Genomic DNA, 17751 nt, shown 5'->3' with positions numbered 1-17751 from the left:
GCCTCATGACCAACCGATGAGGGCGTCTACGCAGCAGCTATTTGGCCACTTCCCACTTCTCGACTTCGTTGTAGACCGGGTGGTTGAAGATCACGAGCGGCTGCTCCTTGAAGTGCCGGGCAAGGCCGACGATGCGGTTGTTGAAAGCCAGCGGCCGCACCTCGTTCCACAGCCAGGCCTTGGGCAGTTCCTTGTTGAGGATGCGTGAGGCTTCCTGGTAACTTTCGGCACGCACGGCTCGGTCGGCCGATTCCAGCCCCTTGTTGAACAGTTCGTCGACCTTGGGATTGCAGTAACCCAAGCTGAGTGGCTTGGCGCCGCAGACGACCACCGGCGAACCGAGCGAGGGGTCAAGCCCCATGCCATTGGCGAAAAAGCCCATCTGGAAGCTGCCGTCGGCATAGGTCTGGTTGATCGCCGCCGGATCGAGCAGGCGCGGCTGGATGCTGACGCCGACCGCGGCCAGATAGCTCTGGATGGCGGTGACGGTGTCGACGTTCATCTGGTCGGAATAGTAGTAGATGAAATCGACCGGCTGGCTGCCGTCCCAGCCCGCTTCGGTGAGCAATTGCTTGGCCTTGTCGGGATCGTAGTCGTAGGGCTCAAGGTCCTTGGCGCGCGCCCAGTCTTGCGGAAAGAGCGTGTTCGAAAGTTCGCCGGCGCCCTGCTTGACCGTCTCGATGATGGCCTTGCGGTCGATGGCATAAAGCATTGCCTGGCGCACCCTGACATCGGCGAGGCGCTTGTTCTCCAGGTTGAACTGCAGGTAGGTCGGCAGGCCGGCGGAGAATTTCGGCAGCACCGTCAGATAGTCGAGCTTCTGCAGCCGGGCGAGCTCGGAGATCGGCACGCCACCGCCCTCAAAGGACATGGCGTCAACCTCCTGCGTCTCGAGCGCGGCGATGATTGGCGGCACGTCCTTGTATATCTGGTAGATGATGCGCTCGAGTTTCGGCGCGCCGAGGAAATAGTCGGGATTGCGGTCGACCTCGACATACTGGTCGCTCTCGTATTTCTTCCAGACGAACGGGCCGGTGCCGACGCGGTTGACCCAGAAAGCGTTGCCCTTGATGTCGCCGGGCGCGACCTTGCCGAGGATGTGTTCGGGAAAGATGCTGATGGCGATAAGCTGCAACTCGACCCAGAGCGGCTTGGCGCTGTCGAGTTCGATCTGGACGGTCGTGTCGTCAAGCGCCTTGACCCCGGCAAGCGAGGAGGCCGAGCCATCCTGGAAAGCCTTGTACCCGGCCACCGCGCCGAGCTTCTGCGCCCAAGGCGAGCCAACCTTGGGATTGGCATAGAGGTTGAGGCTGAACACCACGTCCTTGGCGGTGAAGGGCGTTCCGTCATGCCATTTGACGCCGTGGCGCAGGCTGAGGATATAGGTCTTGCCGCCATCGGGCGTCTTCCAGCTTTCGGCCAGCATCGGCTGCACGCCATCGCCCGTCCATTTGATGTGGACCAGTCCCTGCAGCACGGTCTCGTCGAGCCGGTGGCCGCACGTGGTATGCAGCGTTCCCATCTCGATGCAGCCGGTGCGCATGGCGGAACGGAACGTGCCGCCCTCGGCCTTGGCGATCACCGCGGCAAACATCAGCGCCAGCGCCGGCACAAGGCTCATCAGCAGTCGTCTCATGGAATTCTCCTCCCGTTGTTTTTCGCCGGCCGAAATCGGGCAATGCCCTGCTCCAGGCCGATTTGCGCGCCAAGCCTCGCCTGTCGCGCCGACCGCCGCGCCATCGGCCGCGGCGGCACCCTCCAACCCTTCGGTTCCGCAAGTCCTCGCTTGCGGCGACTGGTCTAATAGCTTAAAAGGTAGACCATGCACAATATGCCGGTTCGAAAAAAATTATCCGATGAAGTCCGCTTCCGCCTGGAGGAGATGATCCGCGACGAGGTCTATCCGGTCGGCGCCTCGCTGCCGTCCGAGCGCGACCTGATGTCGATGTTCGATGTCGGCCGTCCCTCGGTGCGCGAAGCGCTGTTTGCGCTGGAGAAAATGGGGCTGGTGCGCATCAACAGCGGCGAGCGGCCAAAGGTGACGCGGCCGACGCCGAAGAACATGCTGGAGCAGTTGACCGGGACGGCGCATCTGTTGATGGACCAGCCCGACGGCATCGGCCATTTCGAGCAACTGCGACTGTTCCTCGAAGTCTCGACCGCGCGCCATGCCGCCGAGGTGGCGACGCGCGGACAGGTCGATGCGCTTGCGGCGGCACTTGCCGATAACGAGCGCGCCATCCCGCGCGCTCGCGCCTTCGCCGTCACCGATGTGGCGTTTCACCGGGTGCTGACCGCCATTCCCGGCAACCCGATCTTCCTGGCCGCGCATGAAGCGCTGGTGGAATGGCTGATCAACCAGCGCATCCACATGGCCAACACCGAGGTGGAAAACCGCCGGAGCTTTGCCGGCCACAAAAACGTGTTTGAAGCCATCGAGCGGCACGATCCGGAAGCGGCCGGCCGAGCGATGCGCGAACATCTGGAAAACGCCCGCCGCAAGTTCAACTCGGGCCAGGCGAAACTGGATTAGGCTCGGCCGCCTTCACCCTCGGCTAGCGTCCGTGCTTGACCGCTGGGCCAACGAGCCCGTTGCCCTGATCGACCAACTTCGGCCGCTGGCTCAATCCTTCCTCCCGTAACCGCGTCAGGGCTGCGTGCAAGAGACCCAGCGATTGCTCGCCGTGGGTACACGATCCGCACAGGTGTGAGCCGACCGAGCCACAAGCGCGCCGCGGATGCGGCAGTCACGAGAGATCGGCAGTCATACCTGCGCCATTCACCGTTATCGGATTGCCAAGACATGGTAGTGTGATTATACCAGTTGATAAGTTGACGACGGGCGATACCGTCGGCCGAGATCAGGAGTAGTGACCAGATGACAACGATTGCGCTGTTCGGTGCCGGCGGAAAAATGGGCTACCGCCTTTCGACCAATTTTCGCGGATCGCCCTACACGATACGCCATGTCGAGGTCAGCGATGCCGGCCGCGAACGGCTGAAAACCGGACTGGGTTTCGATACGGTCAGCACCGACGAGGCGCTCAAGGGCGCCGATGTCGTGATCCTGGCCGTTCCGGACACGCATATCGGCAAAGTGGCGGCCAGCATCGAGAGCAAGCTGGCGCCGGGCACGATGGTGGTGGTGCTCGACGCGGCGGCACCTTTCGCCGGTCACCTGCCGAACCGGCCGGACCTCACCTATTTCGTCACCCACCCCTGCCATCCGCCGATCTTCAATGACGAGACCGACATGGCGGCCAAGAAGGATTATTTCGGCGGCGTCAAGGCCAAGCAGCATATGGTCAGCGCCTTGATGCAGGGACCGGAAGAGGATTACGCCAAGGGCGAGGCGATCGCGAAAATCATCTGGGCGCCGGTCATGCGCTCGCATCGCGTCACCGTCGAACAGATGGCGCTGCTGGAGCCCGGCCTCTCGGAGACCGTGTGCGCCTCGCTGCTGGTGGTCATGAAGGAGGCCGTCGACGAGGTCGTGGCACGCGGCGTCGACAAGCAGGCGGCGCTCGACTTCCTGCTCGGCCATATGAACGTGCTCGGTGCCGTCATCTTCGGCGAGACCAAGGGCGTTTTCTCGGACGCCTGCAACAAGGCGATCGAATTCGGCAAGCCGGTGCTGATGCGTGACGACTGGAAACGCGTGTTCGAGCCGGAAGAGATCGCCGCCAGCATTCAGCGCATCACCTGAAAGAGCGTTCAGTTTTTGCCGCTCATCAGGTAACATATCACCTGAATTAGTGATTGACTCATCATACCAGTTAGCTTAGCTGTTAATGGCTTAGATCGACAAGGTTTCGCAGGGAGTACGAAGCCTGGCGAGTGGAGGATGGCTGGGGAGCAACGATCCGTGGAGGGGAAGCCGGCAAACGGCTCTTTAGCCCGAAAGCGATCCGCCGCCCGCGCTGCCTGACGAATTCGGATGCCGACAGAGGCCTTGGTTGACCAAGATAATTTTTCAAACGGGAGGACTTCATGAAACTCACACGCAGAATGACGCTTGCGGCTTTCGCCGGCATGCTGGCGCTTGGCACGGCAGTTCCCGCCTACGCGGCGGATCTCATCGCCATCATCACGCCCTCGCACGACAATCCGTTCTTCAAGGCGGAAGCCGTCGGTGCCGAAGCCAAGGCCAAGGAACTCGGCTACGAGGCGCTGGTCCTCGTCCATGACGACGACGCCAACAAGCAGTCCCAGCTGATCGACACCGCGATCGGCCGCGGCGCCAAGGCGATCATCCTCGACAATGCCGGCGCCGACGCCACGGTCGCCGCCGTGCAGAAGGCCAAGGACGCGGGCATTCCGTCCTTCCTGATCGACCGCGAGATCAACGCCACCGGCGTCGCCGTGGCGCAGATCGTCTCCAACAACTACCAGGGCGCCCAACTCGGCGCGCAGGAGTTCGTCAAGCTGATGGGCGAGAAGGGCAATTTCGTCGAACTGGTCGGCAAGGAATCCGATACCAATGCCGGCATTCGCTCCAAGGGCTATCACGACGTCATCGACGACTATCCGGACCTGAAGATGGTCGCCCAGCAGTCGGCCAACTGGAGCCAGACGGAAGCCTATTCCAAGATGGAATCGATCCTGCAGGCCAACCCCGATATCAAGGGCGTCATCTCCGGCAACGACACGATGGCGATGGGCGCCTATGCGGCACTTGCCGCGGCGAACCGCAAGGATGTCATCGTCGTCGGCTTCGACGGATCGAACGACGTGCGTGACTCCATCACCTCCGGCGGCATCAAGGCAACCGTGCTGCAGCCGGCCTTCGCGCAGGCGCAGATGGCGGTCGAGCAGGCCAACGACTTCATCAAGAACAAGAAGTCGCCGGCAAAGGAAAAGCAGCTGATGGACTGCGTTCTGGTCAATGGCGACAATGCCGCCAAACTTGAGACCTTCGCGCTGACCAACTGAGCCAGCGTGATTTGAACAGCGAGGGGCGAATTTCGGTTCGCCCCTCGCCGCCATTTACCGTGGGCCAACCATCACCATGCTGAACAACAGGCCACCATGCTGAACACCAAGCCGAACTGGCCGATCCTTGCCGTGATGGTCGGCATCAGCCTGACCGCCTGCAAGATCCTGCCGACGAAATCGGCAGACGGCGGCAATGCCCCCGGCTTCAATCCGGACAAGACGGTCGAAGAGATATGGGCGGCAAAGGTCGTGCCCTACCTCCGGCAGAAAGCCGGACCATTTCCAGAGGTTCACACCCTGGCGACTACCGATGCCGCGGCGGCCGGCGCCAAATACGGCAATCCGAACAAACAGGCGAACGCGCCGTGGACGTTCGCGGTTCGCCTGGAAGGTAAGATCGTCGCGGCGAACACGCAGTCGCGTGCGGCGACGGTCGACATCGATGTCGACGGCGACGGCAAGGCCGATGCGCGGGTGCAGATCGGACCGGCGGTGCGCGGTACCGCGCTACGCGACAGCCTGGACTTCATCCAGTTCAACGACTTCACCAACCAGATCGACTTCGCCCAGTTCGGCAAGGCGTTCAACAGCTACGCCGACAAGACGGTGCTATCCAAGCTGCCGCGCGAAGCGCTGGAGGGCCGCGGCGCCAAGGTGCTGGGCGCCTATACGCCGGGCAGTGGCCAGGACCTGCCGCTGGTGACGCCGGCGGAGGCAGAGATCGGGCCGAAGCCATGAGCGCGGCCTCGGAGCGCGACATCATCCTGAAGCTGGAGGACGTCTCCAAGGTCTATTCCGGCACCGTTGCGGTCAAGCGCGCCAATTTCGAGGTGCGCAGGGGAGCGGTCAACGTGCTGGTCGGCGAAAACGGTGCCGGCAAATCGACGTTGATGAAGATCATCGCCGGTGTCGAACGACCGACAGTCGGCCGTATTCTGCTGGAGGGCGAAGAGGTGTCCTTCTCGTCGTCCGGCGATGCGGTGAACCGCGGCATCGGCATGGTGTTCCAGGAACTCAACTTGTTCGGCAATATGAGCGTCGCCGAGAACATTTTCGCCACCCGCGAAATCACCAACCGGTTCGGCAAGATCGACCGCAAGGAACAAGAAAACCGCGCGGCGGAATTTCTAGAACGCCTGCAAGCCGGTATACGGCCCGACATGCTGGTCGAGGATCTGCGCATCGGCCAGCAGCAGCTGGTCGAGATCGCCAAGGCGGTTTCTCTCGATGCACGCATCCTGATCATGGACGAACCGACCTCGGCGCTGAGTGCTGCGGAGGTCGAGATCCTGTTCAAGGTGATCGCCGACCTCAAGGCGCGCGGTGTCGCCATCGTCTACATCTCGCACCGGCTCGAGGAGCTGATCCGCATCGGCGACTACATCACCGTGCTGCGCGACGGCCGCATCACCGGCCAGGAAGAGATGAAGAACGTCGACACACAGTGGATCGTTCGCCAGATGATCGGCTCCGACGCCAAGGACTTCGCCAAGGCCGACGGCCATCTTCCGGGCGAGGAGATCTTCCGCGCCGAGGAGATCTGCCTGCCGCGCGCGACCGGCGGGCTTGCCGTCGACCATGTCTCGCTATCATTGCGTGCCGGCGAGATCCTCGGCATCTACGGCCTGATGGGCGCCGGCCGCAGCGAACTGTTCGACTGCATCATGGGCCGCCACGGCCATTCGACGGGCGAGATCTTCATTGGCGGCAAACAGGTCAGGGAGCGCGACACGACGCGGCGCATCCGGCGCGGGCTTGCGCTGATCCCCGAGGATCGCCAGCGCGAAGGGCTGGTGTCGATCCTCTCGGTCGCAAGCAACCTGACGCTGGCCAGCCTGTCGCGATTTGCCCGCCTGTTCCATATCCGTGGCGCCGACGAAAGGCAGGCGGTGACACAGATGGTGCGGGAACTGGCGATCAAGGTCGCCGACCCGGCGCAGGAAGTTTCGTCGCTGTCTGGCGGCAACCAGCAGAAAGTGGTGATCGGCAAGGCGCTGCTCACCGGACCCAAGGTGCTGTTGATGGACGAGCCCAGCCGAGGCATCGATGTCGGCGCCAAGGCAGACGTCTTCCGCACCATGCGCAAACTGTCCCGCGACGGATTGGGGATTTTGTTCGCCACTTCGGATCTCGATGAGGTGATGGCGCTGTCCGACCGCATCGCGGTGATGAGCAACGGAAAACTGACCGGCATGTTCGATCGCGCCGAGGCGACGGAGGCGGTACTCGTCGCCGCGTCGGCGCTTGGCCATGGACCGGCCCCACACACGGAGAGCACCGCCCATGACTGACATACCAGCCAAGGTGGCCGCTCCCTCCGCTTCCAGCGGCTCCGTGCTGTTGACGCTGATGAAGCTCAGGACGTTCATCGCGCTCATCGCCGTCCTGATCTTCTTCTCGATCGCGGCGCCGAATTTCCTGTCGACCGCCAATTTGATCCTGATGTCGAAACATGTGGCGCTGAACGCGTTCCTGGCGATGGGCATGACCTTCGTCATCATCACCGGCGGCATCGACCTTTCGGTCGGCTCGATCGTCGGCCTGTGCGGTATGGTGGCCGGCTATCTCGTGCTCAACGGCATCGACTTGCAGATCGGCTACACCATCTATTTCAACGTCTTCGAGATCGCGCTGATCACGCTTGCCGTCGGCATATTGATCGGCGCCGTCAACGGATTGCTGATCACCAGGCTGAATGTCGCGCCATTCATCGCCACGCTGGGCGTTCTCTATGTCGCGCGCGGCCTGGCGCTCTTGTCGTCCGACGGCCGCACCTTCCCAAACCTCGTCGGCAAGCCGGAACTGGGCACCACCGGCTTCGGTTTCCTCGGTGCCGGCCGGTTGCTTGGCCTGCCGGTGGCGATCTGGATCCTGATCGTCGTTGCACTGGGAGCCGCTTATCTCGCCAAGTACACGCCGCTCGGCCGCCATATCTTCGCCGTCGGCGGCAACGAGCGGGCGTCGCGGATTTCGGGCGTCCGTGTCAACATGGTGAAGATGTTCGTCTACATGTTCTCGGGTTTCTGCGCGGCGATCGTCGGCCTGATCATCTCGTCCGAGCTGATGGCCTCGCATCCGGCGACAGGCGAAAGCTTCGAGCTCAACGCCATCGCGGCGGCGGTGCTCGGCGGCACCTCGATGTCGGGCGGCCGCGGCACGATCGGCGGCACCATCGTCGGCGCCTTCGTCATCGGCATTCTTTCGGACGGATTGGTGATGATGGGTGTGAGTTCGTTCTGGCAGATGGTGATCAAGGGTCTCGTCATCATCGTCGCCGTCGTCGTCGACCAGGCGCAGCGACGGCTGCAGAGCCGGGTAACGCTGATGCAGATGGCGAAGGCGGGCTGAGCATGGCGGAGTTGCGTGGAGCGCTGATCGGCTGCGGCTTCTTTGCCGTCAACCAGATGCATGCCTGGCGCGATATAGCCGGCGTCACGATCGTCGCCATCTGCGACCGTGATCCCGAACGGTTGCGGATCGTCGGCGACCAGTTCGGTATCGCCCGGCGCTATACCGACGCGGCGGAGATGTTTGCCGGCGAAAGCCTCGACTTCGTCGATATCGCCACCACCGCGCCCAGCCATCGTCCGCTTGTCGAGATGGCGGCCGCCCATCGCGTTCCGGTGATCTGCCAAAAGCCGTTCGCGCCGACGCTTGCCGACGCCAAAGCGATGGTCAGGGCCTGCGCGGAAGCCGGCGTGCCGCTGATGGTGCATGAAAATTTTCGCTGGCAGTCGCCGATCCAGGCGGTACGCTCCGTGCTCGACAGTGGCGAGATCGGCACGCCCTTTTTCGGGCGCATCTCCTTTCGCTCGGCCTATGACGTGTTTTCCGGCCAGCCTTATCTAGCGACGGGAAAGCGCTTCATCATCGAGGACCTCGGCATCCACATCCTCGATATCGCCCGCTTCCTGCTGGGCGACGTGTCTGTCATCACCACGCGAACAGTGCGCATCAACCCCGCCATATCAGGCGAGGATGTCGCGACCATGCTGATGGACCACAAGAGCGGGGCGACGTCCGTGGTCGATTGCAGTTACGCCACGAAGCTTGCCACCGAGCCGTTTCCCGAAACGCTGATCGAGATCGACGGTAGCGACGGCACGATCCGGCTGGCACAGGGATACCGGCTCACCGTCACCGGCAAGAGCGGCGCGGCCGTCACCGACGTTTCGCCGCCGCTGCTGCCGTGGGCGTCGCGGCCTTGGCACAACATCCAGGAAAGCGTCGTCGCCATCCAGCAGCATTGGGTAGACTGCCTGGCAAACGGAACCGTGCCGGCGACCTCTGGCGCCGACAATCTCAAGACGTTTGCGCTGGTCGAGGCCGCCTATGCCGGCGCCGCGAGCCGGCAACCGGTGCAGCTCGACACCTTGCTGAAATGACCGCCGACGCCTTCCTGCTTTATGGCACGCGCGAGGTCGAAGCCGAGCCGGTCAGGCTCTGCGCCGGCGCGCTCAGCGCGGACTTCGTCAACGGCAATCTGCGCACCATTCGCCACGGCGGCACCGAAGTGCTGCGCGCCATCGCTTATATCGTGAGGGATCGCGACTGGGGCACTTACGAACCAGTGCTGACGGACCTCTCAATCGACCAGAACGAAGAGGCGTTCTCCGTCAGCTACTCCGCAAGCTGCATTGGACCCGACGGAAGCCGCCTCGGCTTCCGCGCCACCATCAAAGGCTCCGCCGATGGCCGTCTGATCTTCGACGTCAGCGCCCTCCCCGAGAGCGATTTCGAGACCAATCGCTGCGGCTTCTGCATCCTGCACCCGATCGCCGACCTGGCCGGCAGCCCGGTCACGGTAGAGCATACGGACGGCCACGTGGCGGCGACAAAGCTGCCCGAACTGATCGACCCCTGGCAGCCTTTCAAGGATATCCGCGCCATCACCCATCAGGTTCGGCCTGGCGTCACCGCCGAATGCCGGATGGAAGGCGACGTGTTCGAAATGGAGGACCAGCGCAACTGGTCGGATGCGTCCTACAAGACCTATGTACGGCCGCTGGCGCTGCCATGGCCCTATGTGCTGCCTGCCAGTGAACCCAATCGCCAGACGATCAGCCTGCGCATCGCTGGTGCAGGCAAAGCGCCGTCTGCCGCCGTGGCCAGCGAACCGGTCCGCGTTGAACTCGGCGATACCGGACCAAGGCTGCCCGATGTCGGCGTGGTCATCTATCCCGAGAATGTCGAGACGGCACTGGCGAACCTCTCCACGCTGTCGACACTCGGCCCACAACAGCTGCTGTTTCATTACGATCCGACGCGCGGCCACGGGCTCGGCGCTTTGCCGGCTTTCGCCCAGCTCGCAATTGCTTACCCATCTGAAACGACCCTCGAATGCGTCATTGCCTGCGCTGGCGATCTCGACGCCGAGCTGTCGGGCGTCGCCGACCTGGTGCGCCAGGCCGGACTAAAACTCTCGGCCATTGCCGTTTCGCCTTCGGTCGACCGGCAGTCGACGCCGCCGGGCAGCGCTTGGCCGGACTGCCCGCCGCTCGAAGAGGTCTATGCCGCGGCGCGGCGCGCCTTCCCGGACATCCGCCTCGGCGGCGGCATGTTCAGCTATTTCACCGAACTCAACCGCAAGCGCGTGCCGGCGGACCGGCTCGATTTCGTCACCCATTGCACCTGCCCGATCGTGCACGCCGCCGATGATCTCAGCATCATGCAGTCGCTGGAGGCGCTGCCTTTCATGACCCAAACGGCACGGGCGATCTTCGGGGCAAAGCCCTACCGGATCGGTCCGTCGACGATTGCCATGCGCCAGAACCCCTATGGCGGAGCGACCAAGGCCAACCCGCGGGGACAGCGCATCGCCATGGCCGACAGCGATCCTCGCCATGCCGGCCTTTTCGGAGCCGCGTGGACGATGGGCTATGCCGCGCGCGTCGCACCGGCCGGACTGGAGATGCTGACGCTATCCAGCTTCACCGGGCCCTTCGGCGTGCTGGCGTCATCCGGAGAACCCGTCGCGGAAGGCTCACCCCGTCCGATCTTCACGGCTATCAAGGGGCTTTGCGAGATGGCTGGCCTTGCGCATGTGGTGGCAAGGACGAGCGATGAGACCAGGGTGCTGGCGCTGGCTGGTCGCTCCGCCTCGGGCGAGACTGTCGTGTGGCTGGCAAACCTGACGGCGGATGACGTGAGAATCGACATTTCGGCTTTTGGCCGAGGTCACCTCGTGATGACGCCTTACGCGATCACCCGGATCGGCTGAAGTTACTTTTCGGAGTTCATCACATAGAGCGCGCGCGAGCGCTCAAGGTGCTTGATCATCGCCTTCTCGGCGCCGTCGGCATCTTTCTTTTCGATGCGGCCGATGATCTCTTCGTGCTCGGTGAGCGTGAAGTTTTCCTTGCCGGTCCAGATCAGCATTTCGGTGTGGTATTCCTTCAACCAGCCGAGCATCGCCTCGCTGACGGCGACATAGATCGGGTTGCCGGAAATCGCGGCGATCTGGGTATGGAATTTCATGTCGGCGGATATGAAGGCTTCGGAATCACCGCGAAAGCCGCGCTGTTCGGCGATGGTGGCCCGCAGCCGCTGCACATCCTCGGCGGTGGCCTTTTCGGCGGCTTCCCTGACCATGCCGCGCTCGAAGAAGATGCGTGCAGTCTTCAGGTGCTCGAGCGTGTCCTTCGATGACGACAGGATGATCTTGGCGGCGCCATCGACCTGCTTGATGATCGACTTGGCGGTCAGTTGCAGCACTTTGGCGCGCTCGCCATGCGAGATCGCGACGAGCCCCATATTGCTCAGCGCCTGCATCGCCTCGCGGATCGCCGGCCTGCCGACCTCGAAGCGCTCCATCAGCTCTCGCTCCGACGGCATGTCATCGCCCGGCATCAATTCGCCGCTGGTGATCAGGCGCTTCAGCCGCAAGAAGACCTCGTCGGAAAGCTTGCGCCGGACAATCGGTTCCGAACGGTTCATCGTCGCGAATCACTCCCTTGACCCGGCCCTATCTAACACTGCCGCCACAATTCCCGGAAATTGCCGTCTGTCGATCCGCCCAAGGCTTCCAGGCGGATATGTCTTGCAATACTTATGTACTCATTATACCAGATTTCGAACACCGGTGAACCTTTTTCGAACGCTCGGCCTGAGACAGCAGACCATGATCACCCTCACCTATCGCATCGAAACGCCTGGCAGCATCGAAGCGCTGGCCGCCAAGATCGCCAGCGACCAGTCGACCGGAACCTTCGTCGCACTGCCTGGCGAGACCGAGGAGCTGAAGGCCCGGGTGGCGGCGCGCGTGCTGGCGATACGGCCTCTGCCCGATGCCGAGCGGCCGTCGCTTCCCGATGACGGCAACGGACCGTTCAAGCGTGCGGATATCGACATCGCCTTTCCGTTCGATGCCATCGGCACCGACCTTTCGGCACTGATGACAATTGCCATCGGCGGCACCTATTCGATCAAGGGCCTAACCGGAATTCGCGTCGTCGACATGAAGCTGCCGGCGGATTTTCGGGGCGCGCATCCTGGCCCACAGTTCGGTGTCGCCGGCAGCCGCCGGCTGACCGGCGTCGCAGACCGCCCGATCATCGGTACCATCGTCAAGCCGGCGCTCGGGCTGCGGCCGCACGAGACGGCTGCAATGGTGGCGGAACTGATCGCTGCAGGCGTTGATTTCATCAAGGACGATGAGAAGCTGATGAGCCCCGCCTATTCGCCGCTGTCGGAACGGGTGAAGGCGATCATGCCGCTCATCCTCGACCACGAGCAGAAGGCCGGCAAGAAGGTGATGTATGCCTTCGGCATCTCGCATGCCGACCCGGACGAGATGATGCGCAACCACGATCTGGTGGCGAAGGCCGGCGGGAATTGCGCTGTTGTCAACATCAATTCGATCGGCTTCGGTGGCATGGCCTTCCTGAGAAAACGGTCCAGCCTGGTGCTGCACGCCCATCGCAACGGCTGGGACATCCTCACCCGCCACCCCGGCCTCGGCATGGACTTCAAGGTCTGGCAGCAGTTCTGGCGGCTGCTCGGCGTCGACCAGTTCCAGATCAACGGCATCGCCTCGAAATACTGGGAGCCGGATGACTCTTTCGTCGAATCCTTCAAGGCGGTGACGACGCCGATCTTCTCGCCCGAGGATTGCGCCCTGCCGGTGGCGGGCTCCGGCCAGTGGGGCGGCCAGGCACCCGAAACGTACGAACGAACCGGCCGGACGGTCGACCTCCTCTATCTCTGCGGCGGCGGTATCGTCAGCCATCCGGACGGGCCGGGCGGCGGCGTGCGCGCCGTGCAGCAAGCCTGGCAGGCGGCGGTGGAAGGCATTCCGCTGGCGGACTTCGCCCTGAACCATCTCGAACTGGCCCGGTCGATCGAGAAATTCGGCGACGGCAAGGCGGCCTGAAGCCATGCAAGACCTGCTTCTCAGCTACTATGGCGATGACCTGACCGGCTCGACCGATGTCATGGAGGCGCTCGAGCTTGGTGGTGTGCCGACCGTGCTGTTCATGCGCCAGCCGGACGAGGCCTTGCTGTCGCGCTTCGCGCATTGCCGGGCGATCGGGCTGGCCGGCACCAGCCGCAGCGAGACGCCGCATTGGATGGACACGCATCTGCGCGAAGCCTTCGCCTGGCTGAAGACGTTGAAAGCCGAGATCTGCCATTACAAGGTATGCTCGACTTTCGATTCCAGCCCGACGATCGGCAGCATCGGCCGGGCCATCGAGATCGGCCGCTCGGTGTTCACGCAAGACAGCGTGCCGCTGCTGGTCGGCGCGCCGCAGCTCCGGCGCTATACCGCCTTCGGCCATCTGTTCGCCGCCTATCGCGACGAATATTTCCGCATCGACCGCCACCCGGTGATGAGCCGTCACCCGACGACGCCGATGGATGAGGCCGATCTGCTGATCCATCTATCGCGGCAGACGGCGCTGAGCTCCGGGCTGGTCGACCTTGCGACGCTGCAGTCCGCGTCGCGGTCGGCGGCATTCGATCGCCTGACCGGGAACGGCACCGCCATCGTGCTTGTCGATGTCGACAATCTGGAAACGCAAGCCCTGGCCGGCAACGAGCTGTGGCGCGTTCGCAAGCCCGGTGGTTCCTTTGTCGTGGGCTCGTCCGGGGTCGAGTACGCGTTGCTGGCCGAATGGGCGTCGAATGGCATCGTCAGCGCCGGACATGGCTTCACGCCGCCGGGCGCCGCCGACCGGATCGCCGTCGTGTCGGGCAGTTGCTCGCCGACCACCGAACGGCAGATCCGGCATGCCCTGACCGATGGTTTCGACGGCATCGAAGTCGATCCGGTCGAACTGGTTTCGCAGGCTTCGGAGCAGGCGATCGCGCGCGCTACGGCAAGCGGCCGTGCCAGTCTGCAAGCCGGGCGCAGCGTCATTCTCTACACCGCGCTTGGCCCCGCCGCCGACAGGGGCGCCGAAATCGACCGGCAGGCAGGCGCCCGCCACAGACTTGGCCGCGGCCTCGGAGAAATCCTTCGCAATCTGACGATCGAACAGAGCCTGCGGCGCGTGGTCATTGCGGGCGGTGACACGTCGAGCCACGCCCTCGGCGAGATGGGCATCGATGCCCTGACAATTCGCATGCCGCTGCCCGCTTCGCCGGGTTCCCCGCTTTGCGTTGCCCATTCGCGCATCAAGGCTATCGACGGGCTGGAGGTTGCGCTCAAAGGCGGCCAGGTCGGAACCGATCGCTATTTCTCAGCCATCCGCGATGGCCTCGGCGATTGAAACAGCCAATACTGCGTCAAGGTATGGCCGGCGGGAACACCTCTACGCGTGAAATACTCCTTGCCGGGTGGAAATCCCGGTAACACCCGGTATCATCTGCGAAAATACCGAAATCGGGAGGATGCCGGTGCAGACCAAGAAGATCATCAATGACGGCAACCGCGCCGTCGACGAGATGCTGGAAGGCATCCTGGCCGCGCATCCTCGCCATCTCAAAAGCGTGGACGGCAGTCCACGCTCGATCATCGCCCGCGACGGACCGCGCCAAGGCAAGGTCGGCCTCGTGATTGGCGGCGGCTCGGGCCATGAGCCGAGCTTTCTCGGCTTCGTCGGCAAGGGGCTGGCCGACGCGGCGGCCATCGGCAACGTCTTCGCCTCGCCGCCCCCCGACCCGATCCTCGAATGCGCCAAGGCAGTCAGCGGCGGCGCCGGAGTGCTCTTCATGTACGGCAACTATGCCGGCGACGTGATGAATTTCGACATGGCCGCCGAGATGGCTGCCATGGACGACATCGAGGTGCGCACGGTGCTGAGCACCGACGACGTTGCCTCCGCACCGCGCGACCAGCGGCACAAGAGGCGCGGAGTCGCCGGCAATTTCTTTATCTTCAAGGCGGCCGGCGCCGCCTGCGACCGGATGCTGTCGTTCGACGAATGCGAGCGTATCGCCGGGAAGGCCAACGACCACACTTTCACCATGGGCGTGGCGCTGTCGCCCTGCTCTCTGCCGCAAACCCGCCGGCCGAATTTCGAGATCGGTCCGGACGAGATGGAAATCGGCATGGGCATCCACGGCGAACCAGGTATCGCGCGCGGAAAGCTGAAGACAGCCGACGAGATCACCGACGAGATGCTGGACAGGATCCTCGACGAGATGGCGCCGGCGCGCGGCGACAAGGTCGCGGTACTCGTCAACTCGCTCGGTTCGACACCGCTGATGGAACTCTACATCATGAACCGGCGCGTGAAGCAGAGGCTCGATGATGTCGGTGTGTCCATCCACGCAAGCTGGGTCGGCAATTACTGCACCTCGCTTGAAATGGCGGGTGCCTCTATCACCTTGCATCGGCTGGACGGCGAGTTGCAGACGATGCTGGACCACCCATGCGACTGCGCCATGTTTCGCGCCGGCTAAACCTGCTCTGCGGCAAGGACAAAGACGTGACGACAATCGACACCGCCCGCCTTGCAGGCATGTTCGCAACGATCGCAACCGCCATGTCAGCGGACAAGGACAGGCTGTGCGCGCTTGACGGGGTTATCGGCGACGCCGACCACGGCATCGCGATGGAGCTTGGATTTTCCGCGGCACGCGATGCTGTAGCCATACTTGATATCGGGGCGACCGATCCGACCACCTTGCTCAACACGGCGGCAAAGTCGTTCCTGAACGCCGTCGGTGCCTCCTCCGGTCCACTCTATGCCACCGCGTTCATGCGCGGTGCGGCAGCCGTCAAGGGCAAGACGACGCTTGACGACGCGGACGTGATCGCCCTGTTCCAGGCCATGGCCAAGGGCATTCAGGATCGCGGCAAGGCCGTATCAGGTGAAAAGACGATGATCGATGCATGGGAGCCGGCAGCGCAAGCGGCGGGCGAAGCGCTGACTTCCGGCAAGGATCTGGCGGGCAGTCTCGAGGCCGCCGCGCAGGCGGCAAAGACAGGCGCGGAAGCGACCAAGGGGATGGTCGCCACCAAGGGCCGGGCTTCCCGCCTAGGCGAGCGCTCCATTGGCCATATGGACCCAGGCGCCGCGTCCGCCGTGACCGTGATCGAGGCGATGCGGGTCGCCTTAACCAGTTAGTTCAGCATCGGGGGGTCTCTTGCGTTTTTCAGCGCTTGGCGTCGAGTTTGTCGACGGCTTCCACGTTTGCGGCGGAGGGGCCGTTCGGATCGAACTCCGAGGCCAGCCACGCGTCGGCGATCGATTTCGCCAGTTCCGGGCCGATGACGCGGGCGCCCATGGTGATGATCTGGGCATTGTTGGACTTGGCGGCGCGCTCGGCGGAATAGGTGTCGTGGGTCAACGCGGCGCGAATGCCCGGCACTTTGTTGGCGGAGATGCTGACGCCAATGCCGGTGCCGCAAAACAGGATGGCCCGGTCGTAGTTGCCGTCCACAATTTCGTGGCCGACCGCGGCGGCGATATCGGCATAGAATCCGGTCTGGCTGAGATCAACGACCTGCAACTCTGGCTTGGTGGCGAGATGCTTGGCGATGACATCGAGCAGTGGCTTGCCGGCGCTGTCGGCTCCAAGTGCGATCTTCATGGTGATGAACTCCTTCTTGCTTCGAGGTCAGCGCGCTATTGCGGCCGACGCCTTTTTCAGAATGTCGATATAGCCTTCCGCTTGCCACGCCGAGCGGCCGATGAACAGGCCGTCGATATGCGGCTGGCCGATCAGTTCGGCCGCGTTGCCGGGATTGACGCTGCCGCCGTAAAGCACAGGCGGGGCATTCGGCAACCGGTCTGCGGCAACCTTCTTGATCAGCGCCTGCTGTTTGTCGGCATAGTCGGCGCTGGCGGGAATGCCCTTCTCACCGATCGCCCAGACCGGCTCGTAGGCAAAGAGGATTTCTGCCTTCAGCTGATCGCCGCTCAGCTCCTGCAGCGCGCCGAGAACCTGTGCCGTCAACACCGCCTCGGCGCGGCCGGATTCACGCTCGCCCAGCGTCTCGCCGACGCAAATCAGCGGCACGAAACCGTGCCTGACCGCAGCCGCCGTTTTCAATCCCACGGTCGCATCCGTTTCGCCGAAATGCTCGCGGCGTTCGCTATGGCCGAGTTCGATCAGATCCAGCCCGCAATCTTTCAACATCACCGGCGAGATCTCCCCCGTCCAGGCGCCGGCGTCGGCCCAATGCATGTTCTGGGCGCCGACCTTCACCCGGGTGTTGGCAAGCGCTGCCTTGACTTGCCGCGCGGCGGTGAACGGCGGAATGACGAAAGGCTGTATCGCCTGATCGAAACCCGGCACGAAGGCCGCCAGCGCATCGGCGAACTGCAGCGCCTCGGCAAGCGTCTTGTTCATCTTCCAGCTCGTGCCGACCCAATATGGGGTCATTCTTTTCTCCTTCAACGCGTGTTTTCCTGGCCACCAGTGCCG

16 protein-coding genes are annotated in these 17751 nt (G+C 63.4%); 12 read left to right on the top strand and 4 right to left on the bottom strand.

What is annotated here, in order from left to right:
• Positions 1-37 precede the first annotated feature (37 nt).
• On the bottom strand, positions 38-1636 hold the full coding sequence (locus NKG99_RS09870) for an ABC transporter substrate-binding protein (RefSeq protein ID WP_352866841.1): 1599 nt from the start codon (positions 1634-1636) through the stop codon (positions 38-40).
• 186 nt (positions 1637-1822) lie between these two features.
• Between NKG99_RS09870 and nanR the strand changes: the two genes are divergently transcribed.
• The 8 genes from nanR to apnL all read left to right on the top strand — a co-directional run bounded on the left by nanR (position 1823) and on the right by apnL (position 11155).
• Positions 1823-2533, top strand: a complete 711-nt coding sequence (gene nanR / locus NKG99_RS09865) for a transcriptional regulator NanR (RefSeq protein ID WP_352866839.1) — start codon at positions 1823-1825, stop codon at positions 2531-2533.
• A 345-nt stretch (positions 2534-2878) separates the two neighbouring features.
• Entirely contained in the window at positions 2879-3706 is an 828-nt protein-coding gene (locus NKG99_RS09860; RefSeq protein ID WP_352866836.1) for a phosphogluconate dehydrogenase C-terminal domain-containing protein, read from the top strand.
• 284 nt (positions 3707-3990) lie between these two features.
• Positions 3991-4932: a D-ribose ABC transporter substrate-binding protein gene (locus NKG99_RS09855; protein WP_352866833.1), complete on the top strand. Its 942-nt coding sequence runs from the start codon at positions 3991-3993 to the stop codon at positions 4930-4932.
• A gap of 96 nt (positions 4933-5028) precedes the next feature.
• On the top strand, positions 5029-5673 hold the full coding sequence (locus NKG99_RS09850) for a DUF2291 family protein (RefSeq protein WP_352866831.1): 645 nt from the start codon (positions 5029-5031) through the stop codon (positions 5671-5673).
• Positions 5670-7226, top strand: coding sequence for a sugar ABC transporter ATP-binding protein (locus tag NKG99_RS09845; protein ID WP_352866829.1), 1557 nt, complete (start codon positions 5670-5672; stop codon positions 7224-7226). The genes NKG99_RS09850 and NKG99_RS09845 overlap by 4 nt, the downstream gene beginning before the upstream one ends.
• A complete protein-coding gene (locus NKG99_RS09840) occupies positions 7219-8283 on the top strand; it encodes an ABC transporter permease (protein WP_352866826.1) in 1065 nt (354 codons plus the stop codon). The genes NKG99_RS09845 and NKG99_RS09840 overlap by 8 nt, the downstream gene beginning before the upstream one ends.
• 2 nt (positions 8284-8285) lie before the next feature.
• On the top strand, positions 8286-9320 hold the full coding sequence (locus tag NKG99_RS09835) for a Gfo/Idh/MocA family protein (protein ID WP_352866824.1): 1035 nt from the start codon (positions 8286-8288) through the stop codon (positions 9318-9320).
• A complete protein-coding gene (apnL, locus tag NKG99_RS09830) occupies positions 9317-11155 on the top strand; it encodes a D-apionate lactonase (protein WP_352866822.1) in 1839 nt (612 codons plus the stop codon). Before NKG99_RS09835 ends, apnL begins: the two co-directional genes overlap by 4 nt.
• A gap of 2 nt (positions 11156-11157) precedes the next feature.
• Here the strand turns inward: apnL and NKG99_RS09825 are convergent, their stop codons facing one another.
• Entirely contained in the window at positions 11158-11871 is a 714-nt protein-coding gene (locus tag NKG99_RS09825) for a transcriptional regulator NanR (protein ID WP_352866819.1), read from the bottom strand.
• Between the two features lie 184 nt (positions 11872-12055).
• On the opposite strand from NKG99_RS09825, the gene oiaX reads away from it, so the two are divergent.
• From oiaX to dhaL, 4 genes are all read left to right on the top strand, one after another.
• Positions 12056-13306: a 3-oxo-isoapionate-4-phosphate decarboxylase OiaX gene (gene oiaX, locus NKG99_RS09820; RefSeq protein WP_352866908.1), complete on the top strand. Its 1251-nt coding sequence runs from the start codon at positions 12056-12058 to the stop codon at positions 13304-13306.
• 4 nt (positions 13307-13310) lie between these two features.
• Positions 13311-14645 (top strand): four-carbon acid sugar kinase family protein, encoded by a 1335-nt coding sequence (locus tag NKG99_RS09815; RefSeq protein ID WP_352866816.1) that lies wholly within the window; start codon positions 13311-13313, stop codon positions 14643-14645.
• Between the two features lie 127 nt (positions 14646-14772).
• Positions 14773-15780, top strand: a complete 1008-nt coding sequence (locus NKG99_RS09810; protein WP_352866814.1) for a dihydroxyacetone kinase subunit DhaK — start codon at positions 14773-14775, stop codon at positions 15778-15780.
• 26 nt (positions 15781-15806) lie between these two features.
• Positions 15807-16448, top strand: coding sequence for a dihydroxyacetone kinase subunit DhaL (dhaL, locus tag NKG99_RS09805; RefSeq protein ID WP_352866811.1), 642 nt, complete (start codon positions 15807-15809; stop codon positions 16446-16448).
• 28 nt (positions 16449-16476) lie between these two features.
• On the opposite strand, the gene derI is transcribed toward dhaL, so the two are convergent.
• Both derI and NKG99_RS09795 read right to left on the bottom strand, forming a co-directional pair.
• Entirely contained in the window at positions 16477-16914 is a 438-nt protein-coding gene (derI, locus tag NKG99_RS09800; RefSeq protein ID WP_352866808.1) for a D-erythrulose-4-phosphate isomerase, read from the bottom strand.
• A 27-nt stretch (positions 16915-16941) separates the two neighbouring features.
• A complete protein-coding gene (locus NKG99_RS09795) occupies positions 16942-17709 on the bottom strand; it encodes a triose-phosphate isomerase (RefSeq protein ID WP_352866806.1) in 768 nt (255 codons plus the stop codon).
• Positions 17710-17751: the final 42 nt, after the last annotated feature.

The organism is Mesorhizobium sp. M1409 (genome assembly GCF_040317535.1).
Classification (GTDB): Bacteria; Pseudomonadota; Alphaproteobacteria; order Rhizobiales; family Rhizobiaceae; genus Mesorhizobium.
This window is presented reverse-complemented; position numbering and strand designations above follow the sequence as displayed.